General features: G+C 48.7%; 16 protein-coding genes and 2 pseudogenes. 13 read left to right on the forward strand and 5 right to left on the reverse strand.

The window, feature by feature from the left end:
• Position 1 precedes the first annotated feature (1 nt).
• Complete coding sequence (gene gspA, locus ACJHX4_RS25420) at positions 2–1471, reverse strand: type II secretion system protein GspA (protein ID WP_000107579.1); 1470 nt, start codon at positions 1469–1471, stop codon at positions 2–4.
• 179 nt (positions 1472–1650) lie between these two features.
• Between gspA and gspC the strand changes: the two genes are divergently transcribed.
• From gspC to ACJHX4_RS25485, 13 genes and pseudogenes are all read left to right on the forward strand, one after another.
• The gene (gene gspC / locus ACJHX4_RS25425; RefSeq protein ID WP_001142680.1) at positions 1651–2466 is read left to right on the forward strand and encodes a type II secretion system protein GspC; all 816 of its coding nucleotides are present in this window, start codon (positions 1651–1653) and stop codon (positions 2464–2466) included.
• Entirely contained in the window at positions 2450–4402 is a 1953-nt protein-coding gene (gene gspD / locus ACJHX4_RS25430) for a type II secretion system secretin GspD (RefSeq protein WP_001525807.1), read from the forward strand. The genes gspC and gspD overlap by 17 nt, the downstream gene beginning before the upstream one ends.
• A 9-nt stretch (positions 4403–4411) precedes the next feature.
• The gene (gene gspE, locus ACJHX4_RS25435) at positions 4412–5893 is read left to right on the forward strand and encodes a type II secretion system ATPase GspE (protein WP_001219886.1); all 1482 of its coding nucleotides are present in this window, start codon (positions 4412–4414) and stop codon (positions 5891–5893) included.
• A complete protein-coding gene (gene gspF / locus ACJHX4_RS25440) occupies positions 5890–7086 on the forward strand; it encodes a type II secretion system inner membrane protein GspF (RefSeq protein ID WP_001109564.1) in 1197 nt (398 codons plus the stop codon). Before gspE ends, gspF begins: the two co-directional genes overlap by 4 nt.
• Positions 7087–7095: 9 nt before the next feature.
• Positions 7096–7533, forward strand: a complete 438-nt coding sequence (gene gspG, locus ACJHX4_RS25445) for a type II secretion system major pseudopilin GspG (RefSeq protein ID WP_001202877.1) — start codon at positions 7096–7098, stop codon at positions 7531–7533.
• A gap of 7 nt (positions 7534–7540) precedes the next feature.
• Positions 7541–8050, forward strand: a complete 510-nt coding sequence (gspH, locus tag ACJHX4_RS25450; protein WP_001076039.1) for a type II secretion system minor pseudopilin GspH — start codon at positions 7541–7543, stop codon at positions 8048–8050.
• Positions 8047–8424: a type II secretion system minor pseudopilin GspI gene (gene gspI / locus ACJHX4_RS25455; RefSeq protein ID WP_001041749.1), complete on the forward strand. Its 378-nt coding sequence runs from the start codon at positions 8047–8049 to the stop codon at positions 8422–8424. Before gspH ends, gspI begins: the two co-directional genes overlap by 4 nt.
• Positions 8417–9004 (forward strand): type II secretion system minor pseudopilin GspJ, encoded by a 588-nt coding sequence (gene gspJ, locus ACJHX4_RS25460; RefSeq protein ID WP_000610632.1) that lies wholly within the window; start codon positions 8417–8419, stop codon positions 9002–9004. Before gspI ends, gspJ begins: the two co-directional genes overlap by 8 nt.
• The gene (gene gspK / locus ACJHX4_RS25465) at positions 8997–9980 is read left to right on the forward strand and encodes a type II secretion system minor pseudopilin GspK (protein ID WP_001058509.1); all 984 of its coding nucleotides are present in this window, start codon (positions 8997–8999) and stop codon (positions 9978–9980) included. The genes gspJ and gspK overlap by 8 nt, the downstream gene beginning before the upstream one ends.
• A gap of 14 nt (positions 9981–9994) precedes the next feature.
• On the forward strand, positions 9995–11158 hold the full coding sequence (gene gspL / locus ACJHX4_RS25470; RefSeq protein ID WP_001296464.1) for a type II secretion system protein GspL: 1164 nt from the start codon (positions 9995–9997) through the stop codon (positions 11156–11158).
• Entirely contained in the window at positions 11155–11616 is a 462-nt protein-coding gene (gspM, locus tag ACJHX4_RS25475) for a type II secretion system protein GspM (RefSeq protein WP_001296465.1), read from the forward strand. Before gspL ends, gspM begins: the two co-directional genes overlap by 4 nt.
• Positions 11616–11786 carry a hypothetical protein gene (locus ACJHX4_RS25480; protein WP_061092009.1) on the forward strand — a complete coding sequence of 57 codons (171 nt, stop codon included), beginning with the start codon at positions 11616–11618 and terminating at the stop codon, positions 11784–11786. Before gspM ends, ACJHX4_RS25480 begins: the two co-directional genes overlap by 1 nt.
• A gap of 53 nt (positions 11787–11839) precedes the next feature.
• A pseudogene (locus ACJHX4_RS25485) lies at positions 11840–12287 on the forward strand (prepilin peptidase).
• Positions 12288–12315: 28 nt separating this feature from the next.
• Here ACJHX4_RS25485 and bfr read toward each other — a convergent pair.
• The 4 genes and pseudogenes from bfr to tuf all read right to left on the reverse strand — a co-directional run.
• Complete coding sequence (gene bfr, locus ACJHX4_RS25490; protein ID WP_000675504.1) at positions 12316–12792, reverse strand: bacterioferritin; 477 nt, start codon at positions 12790–12792, stop codon at positions 12316–12318.
• A gap of 71 nt (positions 12793–12863) precedes the next feature.
• Positions 12864–13058: a bacterioferritin-associated ferredoxin gene (gene bfd / locus ACJHX4_RS25495; RefSeq protein ID WP_000289085.1), complete on the reverse strand. Its 195-nt coding sequence runs from the start codon at positions 13056–13058 to the stop codon at positions 12864–12866.
• Positions 13059–13226: 168 nt separating this feature from the next.
• Complete coding sequence (gene chiA / locus ACJHX4_RS25500; RefSeq protein ID WP_000773180.1) at positions 13227–15929, reverse strand: bifunctional chitinase/lysozyme; 2703 nt, start codon at positions 15927–15929, stop codon at positions 13227–13229.
• Between the two features lie 291 nt (positions 15930–16220).
• Positions 16221–16476: pseudogene (gene tuf / locus ACJHX4_RS25505) on the reverse strand (elongation factor Tu); the annotation flags it as partial.

Raw genomic sequence — 16476 nt, forward strand, 5'->3', positions numbered from 1 at the left:
GTCATTTCCCCTTCACTGTTGTTTCCGGGGAAATATTTGCTTCATCCCGATATAAGTAGGCACTCTCCCCTGCCACCTGCCAGAGATGCACTAACGTTGAAAAGCCAACAACACCGTCAGTTTTCAAGTGATGGCTTTTTTGAAATTGCTTTATTTTTTCTACCAACAAGGGACGCCACTCTGCCGAAGATTCTGTCGAAATATGCAATGCGCGGTTTAACATCGTTTCCAGCCAGAGAATCTCTTCCTCGCTGCTATCACGCGTAATGGTACTCTCTCCTTCCGGCGACATTTTCCACAACAGAAGATAATCACCCGTCCATACCAACTCAAACCATTTATGTGTCAGCGTCCAGGTTTGCTGCCCTACGAGTACATCAACGGTAGCATCACCGACGCGAACGACCACAACAGGCAATTTTTTGTCCCCGACTTTAAGCGATGCGATCCAGGGCAAATTCTGATCTACCAATGTTTGTAAAGAAGCATTCCCACTTTTACATACCAGCCCCGCTCTTACTGCCTGATCGCACCAGGCCGAATCGGCTGGGACCTCGTACCCCCATACGCCGTATAACACGCTTAGCGCCTCACTATCGCGCATCACCACATGGGCAATATCCTTAGTCATATCTTGTTTAACTACTGGCGTTACGGGTATCAGCCACGCAGGAACGGGTAACGGAGCTGTGAAAGAGGGCAGCAGTAGCCAACCACAGGTAAGTGCGATAATGGTTCCACTCATCACCACGGCAAGCTGCATTTTCCGGGGGCGGTTATCACCTAATACGCGGTAAATCATTCGCCATTGTTTTGCAGTGAAAACGCAGGTCTGCTCGGCTTGCTGTAATAAGCTAATTGTTTCGCCGGCAAGCGCCAGCTTTCTGCGATCTCCCCGACATAATAAAGCTATCCGTTTCAGAACTCTGGCGGTTAAAAGGAGATCGGGCTGGTCAATATTCTGACCTTCAAGGATGCTTGCCTTAAGCTCGTGCTCCGTCAGACGACCTGTCGAGACAAGTTCAATGCCCTGTTTTTTAAAATCACGTTCGACTTTTCGATCGGGTCTGCCGATCAGCAAAAATTGACCGTCAGGAATAAGAGATATCGCGCGTTGGAGATCATCAAGTATGCGGCGGTGATTCAGGTGAGCATTTTCAATAATAATAAGAGGGCAGCGACTATCAGTTCGATGAAGTGCATGCAGTAATTGACCCGCCATCTCATCTCGCGTCCAGGCGCTGTCACGGCAGCCCTGTTCAGCCGCATTATCGTCGGTAACGATCCATGCGGCCTTACCTTGCCAGGAAACAACGAGGCTTAAAGTAATCACACGGCGATGTTTATCTTTTTGTAGTTGCTGCGCCAGCCGGGTTTTTCCACTTCCAGCCTCACCCAACAAATAGCACAGACGCCAGGTCTGATGCTTCTCACGCAACCAGGAAAGAATGACTTCTCTTCTCGTAGACATAGAACTTCCTGTTTTAATTATTGATTATCCTTAATCATAAAAATAATGTATGTATTTATTAATTAAATACATATTACTAATATAAATAAATTTTGCTTGATTCATGCAAGCGGCATTAATACTATTTATACTAACGTCAATATACAACCCACCCAATCTATTTTATTAGAACATACATCGTGCCCACACTACCTTTCCCCTTCCATCTGGCGAATCATAATAAAGATGCTGCCATCAATATATTGATTACATTTATAAGCATAGGGCTGATTATTTTTAATGTGAATTATTTCCATACAACTATAGTTAAAAATGAACAGATCATTAATCAACCAACAAATGCATTTCAGTCTGAATTCAGCCTTGCCGCTTTATGGCGCAACGAAAATCATACTGGGGTAAAAGATGCAAATCCCGTGGCAGTTAATCAGGAAACACCTAAGCTCTCTATAGCGCTTAATGGCATTGTACTCACATCGAATGATGAGACTTCTTTTGTCTTAATTAATGAGGGGAACGAACAAAAGCGATACTCCCTCAACGAAGCCCTTGAGTCAGCGCCGGGAACGTTTATTAGAAAAATAAATAAAACCAGCGTTGTGTTTGAAACTCACGGGCATTACGAAAAAGTAACTCTCCATCCAGGGCTACCTGACATCATCAAGCAGCCTGATTCGGAAAATCAAAATGTACTCGCCGATTATATTATCGCCACACCTATACGTGATGGAGAACAGATATACGGTCTTCGATTGAATCCTCGTAAGGGTCTCAATGCATTTACCACCAGTTTGCTGCAACCTGGGGATATCGCCCTCAGGATCAATAATCTTTCGCTGACCCACCCTGATGAGATTTCACAGGCATTAAGTTTACTGCTAACTCAACAAAGTGCTCAGTTTACAATTCGTCGCAACGGCGTACCCCGCTTGATAAATGTTTCCGTCGCGGAACTTACAGGAATGAATGGACAGCGCAATGAAGGGACTCAATAAAATCACCTGCTGCTTGCTGGCAGCATTACTCATGCCTTGTGCAGGACACGCTGAGAACGAACAATACGGCGCTAACTTCAATAACGCCGATATCCGCCAGTTCGTGGAAATAGTGGGTCAGCATCTTGGCAAAACGATCCTGATCGACCCTTCGGTACAGGGAACCATTTCCGTACGCAGTAATGATACGTTTAGCCAACAGGAGTACTACCAGTTCTTTTTAAGTATTCTTGATCTTTACGGTTATTCCGTGATCACGCTGGACAATGGTTTTCTGAAAGTGGTGCGCTCAGCTAATGTAAAAACATCGCCAGGGATGATTGCTGACAGTTCTCGTCCAGGCGTAGGTGATGAGTTGGTCACCCGAATCGTACCGCTTGAGAACGTTCCTGCTCGTGACCTGGCTCCCCTGCTCCGCCAGATGATGGATGCGGGTAGCGTCGGTAATGTTGTGCATTATGAACCCTCCAACGTTCTTATTCTGACCGGTCGTGCCTCCACCATTAATAAACTGATTGAAGTCATAAAGCGCGTTGATGTCATCGGCACAGAGAAGCAGCAAATTATTCATCTGGAATATGCATCAGCGGAAGATCTCGCCGAGATTCTTAATCAATTAATCAGCGAAAGCCACGGTAAAAGCCAGATGCCTGCCCTCCTTTCCGCGAAGATTGTGGCGGATAAGCGAACCAACTCTCTTATCATCAGCGGACCGGAAAAAGCACGCCAGCGCATAACTTCATTACTGAAAAGCCTTGATGTAGAAGAGAGCGAGGAAGGAAATACCCGGGTCTATTACCTGAAATATGCTAAAGCCACGAATCTGGTGGAAGTGCTAACCGGTGTTTCCGAAAAGCTGAAAGATGAAAAAGGGAATTCGCGTAAGCCTTCTTCTACTTCTGCGATGGATAATGTGGCCATTACCGCCGATGAACAGACCAACTCGTTGGTCATTACCGCTGACCAGTCCGTCCAGGAGAAACTCGCCACGGTAATTGCGCGTCTGGATATTCGCCGTGCACAGGTGCTGGTTGAGGCAATCATCGTCGAAGTTCAGGATGGAAATGGACTCAACCTCGGCGTGCAATGGGCGAATAAAAACGTTGGCGCACAGCAATTTACCAATACGGGATTACCGGTTTTTAACGCTGCGCAAGGTGTAGCTGATTATAAAAAGAATGGCGGGATCACCAGCGCGAATCCTGCCTGGGATATGTTTAGCGCCTACAATGGCATGGCTGCAGGCTTCTTCAATGGCGACTGGGGCGTATTGTTGACTGCGCTGGCCAGTAACAATAAAAATGACATCCTCGCCACCCCGAGCATCGTAACGCTGGATAATAAACTCGCGTCCTTCAACGTTGGTCAGGATGTGCCGGTGCTATCCGGCTCTCAGACCACTTCTGGGGATAACGTCTTTAATACTGTCGAACGCAAAACGGTGGGCACAAAACTCAAAGTCACTCCGCAGGTCAATGAAGGCGACGCGGTACTGCTCGAAATAGAACAGGAGGTTTCCAGCGTTGACTCTTCGTCTAATTCGACGCTCGGCCCGACATTTAACACCCGTACTATTCAAAACGCCGTGCTGGTTAAAACCGGTGAAACGGTGGTCCTGGGCGGATTGCTGGATGATTTTTCTAAAGAGCAAGTGTCAAAGGTTCCTCTGCTTGGCGATATTCCTTTAGTGGGACAACTCTTCCGCTATACCTCGACCGAGCGCGCTAAACGCAACCTGATGGTATTCATCCGCCCGACGATTATCCGTGACGATGATGTTTATCGCTCACTGTCAAAAGAGAAATACACCCGCTACCGTCAGGAGCAACAGCTGCGAATCGACGGGAAATCAAAAGCGCTGGTTGGCTCGGAAGATTTGCCGGTGCTGAATGAGAACACGTTCAACAGTCACGCCCCTGCGCCATCGTCACGGTGAGGCATTCTTATGAGAATTCACTCACCGTACCCCGCCAGTTGGGCGCTGGCACAACGAATTGGTTATCTCTATTCAGAGGGCGAGATTATTTATCTCGCCGATACGCCATTCGAACGGTTACTCGATATTCAACGTCAAGTTGGTCAGTGCCAGACCATGACCAGCTTGTCACAGGCTGATTTTGAAGCCCGACTGGAAGCGGTGTTCCATCAGAATACCGGTGAGTCGCAACAGATTGCGCAGGATATCGATCAATCCGTCGATCTTCTCTCGCTTTCGGAAGAGATGCCCGCAAATGAAGATCTCCTGAATGAAGATTCAGCGGCACCGGTTATCCGCTTGATCAATGCTATTTTGAGTGAGGCCATCAAAGAAACCGCCTCCGATATCCACATTGAAACCTATGAAAAAACAATGTCGATCCGTTTTCGCATCGACGGCGTTTTGCGGACAATTTTACAGCCCAACAAAAAACTGGCGGCACTGCTTATCTCCCGAATTAAGGTCATGGCTCGTCTTGATATCGCCGAAAAACGTATTCCACAGGATGGAAGGATCAGTTTGCGTATCGGGCGACGTAACATAGATGTCCGCGTATCCACACTGCCATCCATCTATGGTGAACGCGCTGTGCTCCGTCTGCTGGATAAAAACAGCCTCCAGCTTTCATTGAACAACCTGGGGATGACGGCAGCGGATAAACAGGATTTAGAAAATCTCATTCAGCTTCCGCACGGTATTATCCTGGTGACAGGGCCGACAGGCTCCGGTAAAAGCACCACGCTCTACGCCATCCTTTCGGCGCTTAATATCCCTGGCCGTAATATTCTGACGGTAGAAGATCCCGTGGAATATGAGCTGGAAGGCATTGGACAAACGCAGGTGAATACCCGTGTGGATATGTCTTTCGCTCGCGGCCTGCGCGCCATACTTCGCCAGGACCCGGATGTCGTCATGGTGGGGGAAATTCGTGATACAGAAACCGCGCAAATTGCGGTTCAGGCCTCGCTCACAGGCCATCTGGTACTCTCAACACTCCACACTAACAGTGCATCAGGCGCAGTCACCCGGCTACGCGACATGGGCGTCGAATCATTCCTGCTTTCATCTTCACTGGCAGGGATTATCGCGCAACGTCTGGTTCGTCGTCTGTGTCCGCAATGCCGACAATTCACGCCCGTATCGCCCCAGCAAGCGCAGATGTTTAAATATCATCAGCTCGCGGTGACAACAATTGGCACTCCCGTAGGTTGCCCTCATTGCCATCAATCCGGTTATCAGGGGCGCATGGCGATCCACGAAATGATGGTGGTGACGCCGGAATTGCGGGCCGCTATTCATGAAAATGTGGATGAACAAGCACTGGAGCGACTGGTCCGGCAACAACACAATGCCTTAATCAAAAATGGCCTGCAAACAGTGATACGCGGTGACACCTCCTGGGATGAGGTTATGCGCGTCGCCAGTGCTACGCTGGAGAACAAAGCATGAATTATCGCTATCGCGCCATGACCCAGGATGGTCAAAAATTGCAGGGGATCATTGATGCTAACGATGAACGTCAGGCACGACTGCGGCTGCGTGAAGAAGGGCTTTTCCTGTTGGATATTCGCCCCCAAAAAAGTTCGGGAGTAAAAACACGTCGCCCGAGGATCAGCCATAGTGAACTGACGCTTTTCACCCGGCAGTTGGCAACCTTAAGCGCAGCGGCATTACCCCTGGAAGAGAGCCTTGCCGTAATTGGTCAACAAAGCAGTAATAAACGACTGGCTGACGTGTTAAATCAGGTACGCAGCGCCATCCTTGAAGGGCATCCCCTTTCAGATGCATTACAGCATTTCCCCACGCTTTTCGATTCGCTCTACCGTACCCTGGTAAAAGCGGGCGAAAAGAGCGGTCTGCTGGCCCCGGTGTTGGAAAAGCTGGCTGATTACAATGAAAACCGGCAGAAAATCCGCAGCAAGCTCATTCAGTCACTGATCTACCCCTGCATGCTCACTACGGTGGCGATTGTGGTCGTGATTATTCTCCTCACTGCTGTCGTGCCCAAAATTACCGAACAGTTCGTGCATATGAAGCAGCAACTGCCACTGAGTACACGCATTCTTTTAGGTCTGAGCGACACGTTGCAACGTACCGGCCCGACATTATTAGCGACAGTATTTATTGTCGCTGTGGGTTTCTGGCTCTGGTTAAAACGCGGCAATAACCGCCACCGTTTTCATGCCATGTTACTGCGCGTTGCGCTCATCGGCCCGCTGATTTGCGCCATTAACAGCGCACGCTATCTCCGCACTTTAAGTATTTTGCAATCCAGCGGCGTCCCTCTGCTGGATGGGATGAATTTGTCCACCGAAAGCCTCAACAACCTCGAAATTCGCCAGCGCCTGGCAAATGCGGCAGAAAACGTTCGCCAGGGTAACAGCATTCATCTTTCACTGGAACAAACCGCAATTTTCCCGCCGATGATGCTCTACATGGTGGCCTCTGGCGAAAAAAGCGGGCAACTCGGCACGTTAATGGTCAGAGCCGCAGATAACCAGGAGACACTCCAACAAAATCGGATCGCCTTAACGCTCTCCATCTTCGAGCCAGCACTCATTATTACGATGGCACTGATCGTCCTGTTTATTGTCGTGTCGGTACTCCAACCTCTTCTTCAACTTAACTCAATGATTAATTAAGGAAATCATATGCGCGCAACGGATAAGCAACGCGGTTTTACATTACTGGAAATTATGGTGGTAATTGTCATCATTGGCGTACTCGCCAGCCTGGTGGTTCCCAACCTGATGGGCAATAAAGAAAAGGCGGATAAACAAAAAGCCGTCAGCGATATTGTGGCGCTGGAAAACGCCCTGGATATGTACAAGCTCGACAATCATCGCTATCCAACCACAAATCAGGGGCTTGAATCCTTAGTAGAAGCGCCGACACTGCCACCGCTGGCCGCAAACTATAACAAGGAAGGTTATATCAAGCGTCTGCCTGCCGATCCCTGGGGCAATGATTATGTCCTCGTTAATCCTGGTGAACATGGTGCATACGATCTGCTTTCAGCAGGACCCGATGGTGAAATGGGAACCGAGGACGACATCACCAACTGGGGTTTGAGCAAGAAGAAAAAGTAAGTCAGCGATGAATCAGCAACGCGGGTTTACCCTGCTGGAGATGATGCTGGTGCTGGCGCTGGTCGCTATCACGGCAAGTGTGGTGCTCTTCACATATGGTCGGGAGGATGCCGCCAGCACTCGTGCGCGCGAAACAGCGGCGCGGTTTACCGCTGCACTTGAATTAGCCATCGACCGCGCCACGCTCAGTGGTCAGCCTGTCGGTATCCATTTCTCTGATTCAGCATGGCGCATTATGGTACCGGGCAAAACACCATCAGCCTGGCGCTGGGTTCCATTACAAGAAGATGCCGCAGACGAGAGCAAAAATGACTGGGGTGAAGAACTCTCAATTCAACTTCAGCCATTTAAACCTGATGACAGCAACCAACCGCAGGTGGTGATTCTGGCCGACGGACAAATCACGCCCTTCTCTTTGTTGATGGCTAATACCGGGACCGGTGAGCCGCTCCTGACGTTAGTCAGTTCAGGCTCATGGCCCCTGGATCAAACGCTCGCCAGAGATACCCGCCCATGAACAAACAATCAGGGATGACACTGCTTGAAGTCTTACTGGCGATGAGTATTTTCACCGCTGTTGCGCTGACTTTAATGAGCAGTATGCAAGGGCAACGAACTGCCATCGAGCGGATGCGTAACGAGACGCTGGCATTGTGGATAGCGGATAACCAGCTTCAGTCACAAGATTCATTCGACGAGGAAAACACGTCCAGTTCTGGCAAAGAGTTAATAAATGGCGAAGAGTGGAACTGGCGCAGCGATATCCACTCAAGCAAAGACGGCACGCTTCTGGAACGCACCATAACGGTGACATTACCCAGCGGCCAGACAACCTCGCTTACGCGCTATCAAAGCATCAATAATAAATCCGGGCAGGCACAAGATGATTAATCGCCAGCAGGGTTTCACATTGCTGGAAGTCATGGCGGCGCTGGCGATTTTCTCAATGCTTAGCGTGCTGGCGTTTATGATTTTTTCTCAAGCTTCCGAGTTGCATCAACGTTCACAGAAAGAAATCCAGCAGTTCAATCAGCTACAGCGCACCATCACCATTCTTGATAACGATCTCCTGCAACTGGTCGCCCGGCGGAATCGGAGTACGGACAAAATCATGGTGTTGGGTGAAGAAGCGATTTTTACCACGCAAAGTCGCGATCCGCTGGCCCCTCTCAGTGAAGCACAAACCTTACTCACTGTTCACTGGTATCTGCGAAATCATACGCTCTACCGTGCTGTTCGTACTTCTGTGGATGGCAGGAAGGATCAACCCGCCCAGGCGATGCTGGAACATGTCGAGAGCTTTCTTCTGGAAAGTAACAGCGGAGAAAGCCAGGAGCTTCCTCTCTCAGTCACGTTACATCTGAAGACTCAGCAATATGGGGCGTTACAGCGCCGTTTTGCATTACCTGAGCAGTTAGCGAGAGAAGAGTCGCCAGCTCAGACGCAGGCCGGGAATAATAACCATGAATAATGAACAACGCGGCGTAGCACTGCTCATTGTACTCATGTTACTGGCGCTCATGGCTGCTCTGGCTGCAGACATGACGATCAGTTTTCACGGCCAGCTTCATCGAACCCGCCAGGTAAACCATCATTTGCAACGGCAATATGATATTGAGCTGGCGGAGAAACTTGCGCTTGCCAGCCTCACCCAGGACGTTAAAGATAACGACAGACAAACCACGTTGCAGCAGTACTGGGCACAACCGCAACAGTTGCAGCTGGAAAATGGCAATACAGTGAAGTGGCAGTTACGCGATGCCCAGCACTGTTTTAATCTCAATGCCTTAGCAAAAATCTCTGACGCCCCGCTGGCTTCCCCTGATTTCCCCGCCCAGGTATTCAGTGCCCTGCTGATTAACGCCGGTATCGATCGCGGAAACACCGATGAGATCGTGCAATCAATCGCTGACTATATTGATGCCGATGATTCGCCACGCTTTCACGGCGCAGAAGATAACTTTTACCAAAGCCAAACGCCGCCTCGCCATAGCGCCAATCAAATGCTTTTTCTGACCGGTGAATTGCGTCAGATAAAAGGCATAACCGAAAACATCTATCAGCGGCTTATCCCGTATGTCTGCGTTCTCCCGACCTCGGAACTTAGCATCAATCTTAATATGCTAACGGAGAACGATATTCCGCTCTTCAGAGCATTATTCCTCAATAACATCACGGATGCTGACGCTCGGGTCTTATTACAAAAAAGGCCCAGGGAAGGCTGGCTAACCACAGATGCATTTCTTTACTGGGCGCAGCAGGATTTCTCCGGCGTGAAGCCCCTGGTTGCTCAGGTGAAAGGGCATCTCTTTCCCTATAGCCGCTATTTTACGCTGAGTACGGAAAGTATCAGCGACGAACAATCCCAGGGATGGCAAAGCCATATTTTTTTCAACCGTAAACAGCAGAGCGCCCAAATCTATCGGCGTACGCTGCAACTCTACTAATCATAAGGATCGTGATGCCTGAATCGTTGATGGTAATACGTTCTTTCTCGACGCTGCGTAAGCATTGGGAATGGATGACGTTCTCCGCAGATAGCGTATCTTCGGTACATACGCTCACAGACGATCTTCCGCTGGGGTCGCTGGCCGATCAGCCCGGTGCCGGAAATGTTCACCTTTTGATCCCACCTGAGGGTCTTTTATATCGTTCCCTCACGCTGCCCAACGCCAAATACAAACTCACCGCGCAAACATTACAGTGGTTGGCGGAGGAGACATTACCCGACGCCAGCCAAAATTGGCACTGGACGGTTGTCGATAAACAAAACGAAAGTGTCGAGGTGATAGGCATTCAGTCGGAGAAACTCAGTCGTTATCTTGAGCGTTTACATACTGCCGGACTCAACGTGACGCGGGTTTTGCCAGATGGCTGCTATCTTCCCTGGGAAGTAGATAGCTGGACTCTGGTTAACCAGCAAACAAGCTGGCTTATTCGCAGTGCCGCACATGCCTTCAACGAACTGGATGAACACTGGTTACAGCATCTTGCTAACCAGTTTCCGCCTGAGAATATGCGTTGTTATGGTGTAGCGCCTCACGGCGTTGCAGCGGCCAATCCACTTATCCAGCATCCTGAAATACCATCACTGAGTTTGTATTCTGCCGATATTGCATTCCAGCGCTATGACATGCTGCATGGTGTTTTTCGTAAACAGAAAACTGTAGGCAAATCGGGAAAATGGCTCACCCGCCTGGCAGTAAGCTGTCTCGTTCTCGCCATTCTTTCTTTTGTTGGCAGCCGGGGCATCGCGCTCTGGCAAACGCTTAAGATTGAAGATCAACTTCAGCAACAACAGCAAGAAACCTGGCAACGTTATTTCCCGCAGATCAAACACACCCACAACTTTCGTTTTTACTTTAAGCAGCAACTCGCTCAGCAATATCCTGAAGCTGTACCGTTGCTCTATCATTTACAAACACTTCTGCTTGAACACTCTGAACTGCAGTTAATGGAGGCGAACTATAGCCAGAGGCAAAAGTCGCTGACCTTAAAAATGAGTGCTAAGAGTGAAGCCAATATCGATCGTTTCTGTGAGTTAACACAGTCCTGGCTTCCGATGGAAAAAACAGAAAAAGATCCGGTCAGTGGTGTATGGACAGTAAGGAACTCAGGGAAATGATTAAATCATGGTGGGCAGAAAAATCCACATCGGAAAAACAGATCATTGCGGCACTGGCGGTTCTCTCGCTCGGCGTTTTTTGTTGGCTTGCGGTGATAAAACCGATAGATACCTACATTGAAGAGCATCAGTCCCACGCGCAAAAAATTAAGAAGGACATCAAATGGATGCAGGATCAAGCGAGCACCCATGGTTTACTCGGTCATCCAGCGCTTACGCAGCCCATCAAAAATATCCTTCTCGAAGAAGCAAAACGTGAGAATTTGACTATCACGCTGGAAAACGGTCCGGACAATACTCTGACAATTAATCCTGTCACAGCTCCCCTCGAAAACGTCTCCCGCTGGCTCACTACGGCACAGATAACATACGGTATTGTTATTGAAGACCTTCAGTTTACTCTTGCCGGAAACGAAGAGATCACCCTCAAGCATTTGTCCTTCAGGGAGCAACAATAATGACAATGTTACTGCCGCTCTTCATTCTGGTTGGTTTTATTGCAGGTTATTTTGTTAATGCCATGGCCTATCACCTCTCGCCTTTGGAGGATAAAACGGCGTTAACGTTTCGCCAGGTATTGGTTCATTTCTGGCAAAAAAATATGCCTGGCATGATACAGTGCCCCTGATACTTTGCGTTGCTGCTGCTATCGCCTGCGCCCTGGCACCTTTCACGCCCATCGTGACTGGCGCACTCTTTCTCTATTTCTGTTTCGCACTCACGCTCAGTGTTATTGATTTTCGCACTCAGCTCCTGCCCGACAAACTCACCTTACCGCTGCTCTGGCTTGGTATTTAATGCGCAGTCTGGATTAATTGATTTACATGATGCGGTTTACGGCGCGGTCGCTGGCTATGGGGTGCTGTGGTGTGTTTACTGGGGCGTCTGGTTAGTTTGTCACAAAGAGGGATTGGGCTACGGTGATTTCAAGCTACTGGCCGCTGCAGGCGCGTGGTGTGGCTGGCAAACGTTGCCAATGATACTGCTGATTGCCTCGCTGGGTGGCATTGGTTACGCCATCGTTTCACAACTTCTGCAACGCCGGACTATAACCACTATCGCATTCGGCCCGTGGCTTGCGCTCGGCAGCATGATAAACCTGGGATATCTGGCCTGGATCTCTTATTAACCGGGAGGGTTCTCCCTCCCGACACGGCTCAACCTTCTTCGCGAATCTGTGCTTGCAGATAATTTTGCAGTCCCATCTTCTGAATCAGATCAAGTTCCGTTTCCAGCCAGTCGATATGGCCTTCTTCATCGCGCAAAATTTCTATCATCATATCGCGGCTGACGTAATCATGAACGCTATCGGCATAACCAATTGCCTCACGCAAATTCTTCGCGCCATCCAGCTCAAGTGCCAGATCAGAACGCAGCATTTCCTCAACATCTTCACCAATGTTCAGTTTGCCCAGGTCCTGTAAGTTTGGAAGACCTTCCAGAAAAAGAATGCGCTCTATATAACGATCGGCGTGTTTCATCTCATCAATGGATTCATGATACTCCACATCATTGAGACGTTTGAGACCCCAGTTTTTAAACATCCGGGCATGAAGAAAGTACTGATTGATTGCGACAAGCTCATTTCCCAACAGTTTGTTGAGATAATTTATAACTTTAGTATCACCTTTCATTTTTTGACTCCTTCGCTTCCACTCTTTGAAGCGTAGAACGGCTTACGAGTAAGTCAAAAAACACACTCCGTTTATGCGGACTCCTTAAACTCCGGCAGTTGCATTAATTCATCCTCCATCACTTCACGCGCGGCCCGGACACATTTACCGCACTGATTGCCGACCGGAATGAATTTTTTTAATTGCTGGAACGAGTGGGGGGAAAACTGGCGCACAGCCTGACGAATTTTTTTATCGCTGATACCATTACAAAGACAAACGTACATAGAGACTCCCGTATACTTTCTTCAAAAGTAAATGAAAATAGTTCTTATTTCAATTGCAGGAAGACTCTTTTTTAAGCAAAGAATAGAAATATGAATAAAAATAATGGGCTACCAAAAGTAGCCCATTGACAAAAAATGCGGCGATACCGGAAGGTATCGCCAACACATTTATTGCTTAGTAAACGGCGCGAAGATTTCGCTAAATGCGTACTTCGGAGCCTGTTCTTTAGTCAGACCGTGGAATTCCGGAGACAGGTTAGTGCCGCCCGGCAGGTCGCGCGCGATTGACCAGATACCAACCATACCGAGATTACGCTTCTGCGCATCCTGCATGACCAGACGAGCATCAGAGAGATAGAACACCTCACCCTGAACGTCGTTCACGCCAACCATCGGCGTGGTACCCATCATGGCGTCAATTTCTGCATCACTCTTATTGCCATAGAGGCCTTTCAGCTGCGCATGCAGGTTGGCAATCGCAGACGTTGCACACTTACCGTGGATGTTTTGGCCTTCGGTGTTTGCAGACTGACAAATAGCGTTACCGTAGTCCATTGTCATCACGTTCACACCCGCCAGCTCAACACCTTTCGCTTTGGCATCGCTCAGGACATTCATCCCTTCCGGCGTCAGGCCTGTCGGCAGAATTGGCAAGGTATACCAGATAGCAATATCTTTGCCTTCTGACTTCCATTTATCCTGCACTTTCTTCACAGCAAGGTTACGACGTTCAATAGATGCCTGATCCGCAACCCAGGTGCCTTCGATATCGAAGTCCAGGACTCTGAGGTTCAGGTTATCAACGATGTCATAATAATGCTGCATTAGATCGTCAACGTTCTTACAGGAAGCTGCCAGCGGGGCATTATTAGCACCACCGATAGACAGCATCACATCACCGCCAGCCTCACGCAGCGCTTTGATTTTGCTGTACTGAGCGTAATTCTGCATACCGTAAGCGGTCCCCCATGTCGGCAGACAGGTGTTCGCATCTTTACTCACCACAAACGCCAGCGTGAAGTGGTTGACGTTATGATTCTTAGCCAGCGCAGCCAGATCCGGGATCGTATTCAGCGTAAAGTCGACATACGGTGCATAAACGTGTTTCGGCCACGCTTTCTTCGGCGTACCTACGCGCTCTTTGGTTCCGGTCCAGTCAACAAAGACACGCCACGGGTTGCTGTCAGAAGGAGAAACTTTCTGCACTTTACTCTGAGAAATGTAGTTCTCACCGTTAAAGCGAATCAGCGTATCACTGGCATAAAGCGTTTCTGGATTAAACTGCGGCGCATTATTCAGCTCTTCGTTGCTATAGCTCTGAGTCTTACCTAACGGCTTCCACGGGCGACTATTGCTACCGGTGGCGTTTTGGTTCGCAACCAGAGCAGGGTTGTCACTTTGCGTCCAGAACAGCGCTTCATAAGCCTGCCCATCAACAACAACGCGATCACCTTTCACGTACACGGTGGAAGCGGACCATGCTTTCGCCGGTTCGTATTTCTTCCACGGGTTATCGCCGCCGGGGACAAAGCCCCATGCGTCTTGATCGACAGAGGTTTTATAATGTGCATCGTTATAATCTACGATGCTGTTCGCGCTATACGCTTTGCTGGCCTGGAAACCATCCACAATAATGACGCCGCCATTATCAATTTCACAGGTAGTCGGGTTACCGTACTGACTCATTTCCGCAGCGGTAGCTGTACGCACGAGACGCCATGGGTTATTGGAGTTTTCTACACTGGTGCCACGCGGGCAATCTTCAGAACCAACCCACCAGGCATTCTGATAAACATTACCATTGAAGATAACATGGTAAATTTCGCTGCCTTCCTGGCCACTCCACGCCTGCAGTGAGTAATCGTTACTGCTATCCGCTGGTGTTGATGGCTCGTTGTTATCCGGAGTTGGAGTAACTGGAGTTTCCGGTGTTTCCGGAGTTGGATCAACCGGAGTCACAGCACCGCCATTATTATCCGGCTTAACGGAACAGGAGCCTGGGTTACCATACTGAGTGATTTCTGTTGCCGTTGCCGCGCGAACATAACGCCATGGGTTGCTGGCATCGTTTTCTTTCGCATCGCCTGGGCAATTTGCCGCGCCTACCCACCAGGCGTTCTTATAAATGCTGCCGTTGTAGATAACGTACCATGTAGAAGAACCTTCCTGACCTTTCCAGGCTACAACAGCATAGTTGTCGTTTGACTTATCAGCTGGGGCTGGCTGAACATCAGGGGCCGGTTTAACGTCCGGTGCCGGTTTCACATCCGGTGCAGGCTGTGGTGCTGAAGTACAAGACTGTGGATTACTGGTTTCTGAGATTTCCGTTGCCGTAGCGGCACGAACATAACGCCATGGGTTGCTGGCATCATTGCCTTTCGCATCACCCGGGCAGTTAGAAGAGGCTACCCACCAGGCATTTTTATATACCGCACCATTAAAGACGACATACCAGGTTTGACCGCCCTGCTGTTTATTCCAGGCAACTACAGAAGAATTAGACGGAACAGTGCCCTGTGCTGGTGTAGCCGAACCGCCATTAGCGGGCGTATTAGATGCTGGCGTATTTGAAGTTGAAGAAGATGAGCTTCCGCTCTTTTCGCAGGAAAGTGTATTGCCAAACTGACTAATTTCAGCAGCTGTTGCGGTACGCTTTAAACGCCACGGGTTAGTTGCATCATTTGCTTTCGCTTTTCCCGGGCAATTTGTAGAAGAAACCCACCAGGCATTTTCATAAATTTTGCCATCGAAAATAACCTGATATTTATTACCACCTTGTTGATTATTCCATGCTTCCATTGCCAATGCTGGCAGAGAGGAACACACCAGCCCCATACCAATCATAGATTTAGTAAATATATTTAATTTCATTATAATCCCTTGTAACGTAAAAACTGCAAAACAAAAGTCCTACGCAGGAATTATTTACGTTTTACGAGAACCCTTCAATATGAATTAAAGTGCGGCATTAAAAATAAGAAAAAAGCCTGACAAATGAAGCATTTTTAAAACAGAAACATTCATATTTAAAATATTAAATTGAATTGATATTTTAAATATGAATAAGTTATTCGTTCTGACAGTACGAATAAGATATGCAGTCAACAAATGCAAAAAGGGCGCCGAAGCGCCCTTTTCAATTCAAAACTAATTAACGTGTAATTAGCCCAGAACTTTAGCAACAACGCCCGCGCCAACGGTACGGCCGCCTTCACGGATTGCGAAACGCAGACCGTCGTCCATCGCGATCGGGTGGATCAGGGTAACAACCATTTTGATGTTGTCGCCCGGCATTACCATCTCTACGCCTTCCGGCAGTTCGATGGTACCAGTCACGTCAGTAGTACGGAAGTAGAACTGCGGACGGTAGCCTTTGAAGAACGGAGTATGACGACCGCCTTCATCTTTGGACAGAATG

Origin of the sequence: Escherichia sp. WS2035, assembly GCF_046487065.1 — a bacterium.
Lineage (GTDB): Bacteria > Pseudomonadota > Gammaproteobacteria > Enterobacterales > Enterobacteriaceae > Escherichia > Escherichia coli.

Coding starts and splice junctions, on each gene's coding strand:
- gspA (WP_000107579.1), bottom strand. CDS start 1,471: ATGTCTACGAGAAGAGAAGTCATTCTTTCCTGGTTGCGTGAGAAGCAT.
- gspD (WP_001525807.1), top strand. CDS start 2,450: ATGAAGGGACTCAATAAAATCACCTGCTGCTTGCTGGCAGCATTACTC.
- gspE (WP_001219886.1), top strand. CDS start 4,412: ATGAGAATTCACTCACCGTACCCCGCCAGTTGGGCGCTGGCACAACGA.
- gspF (WP_001109564.1), top strand. CDS start 5,890: ATGAATTATCGCTATCGCGCCATGACCCAGGATGGTCAAAAATTGCAG.
- gspG (WP_001202877.1), top strand. CDS start 7,096: ATGCGCGCAACGGATAAGCAACGCGGTTTTACATTACTGGAAATTATG.
- gspH (WP_001076039.1), top strand. CDS start 7,541: ATGAATCAGCAACGCGGGTTTACCCTGCTGGAGATGATGCTGGTGCTG.
- gspI (WP_001041749.1), top strand. CDS start 8,047: ATGAACAAACAATCAGGGATGACACTGCTTGAAGTCTTACTGGCGATG.
- gspJ (WP_000610632.1), top strand. CDS start 8,417: ATGATTAATCGCCAGCAGGGTTTCACATTGCTGGAAGTCATGGCGGCG.
- gspK (WP_001058509.1), top strand. CDS start 8,997: ATGAATAATGAACAACGCGGCGTAGCACTGCTCATTGTACTCATGTTA.
- gspL (WP_001296464.1), top strand. CDS start 9,995: ATGCCTGAATCGTTGATGGTAATACGTTCTTTCTCGACGCTGCGTAAG.
- gspM (WP_001296465.1), top strand. CDS start 11,155: ATGATTAAATCATGGTGGGCAGAAAAATCCACATCGGAAAAACAGATC.
- ACJHX4_RS25480 (WP_061092009.1), top strand. CDS start 11,616: ATGACAATGTTACTGCCGCTCTTCATTCTGGTTGGTTTTATTGCAGGT.
- bfr (WP_000675504.1), bottom strand. CDS start 12,792: ATGAAAGGTGATACTAAAGTTATAAATTATCTCAACAAACTGTTGGGA.
- bfd (WP_000289085.1), bottom strand. CDS start 13,058: ATGTACGTTTGTCTTTGTAATGGTATCAGCGATAAAAAAATTCGTCAG.
- chiA (WP_000773180.1), bottom strand. CDS start 15,929: ATGAAATTAAATATATTTACTAAATCTATGATTGGTATGGGGCTGGTG.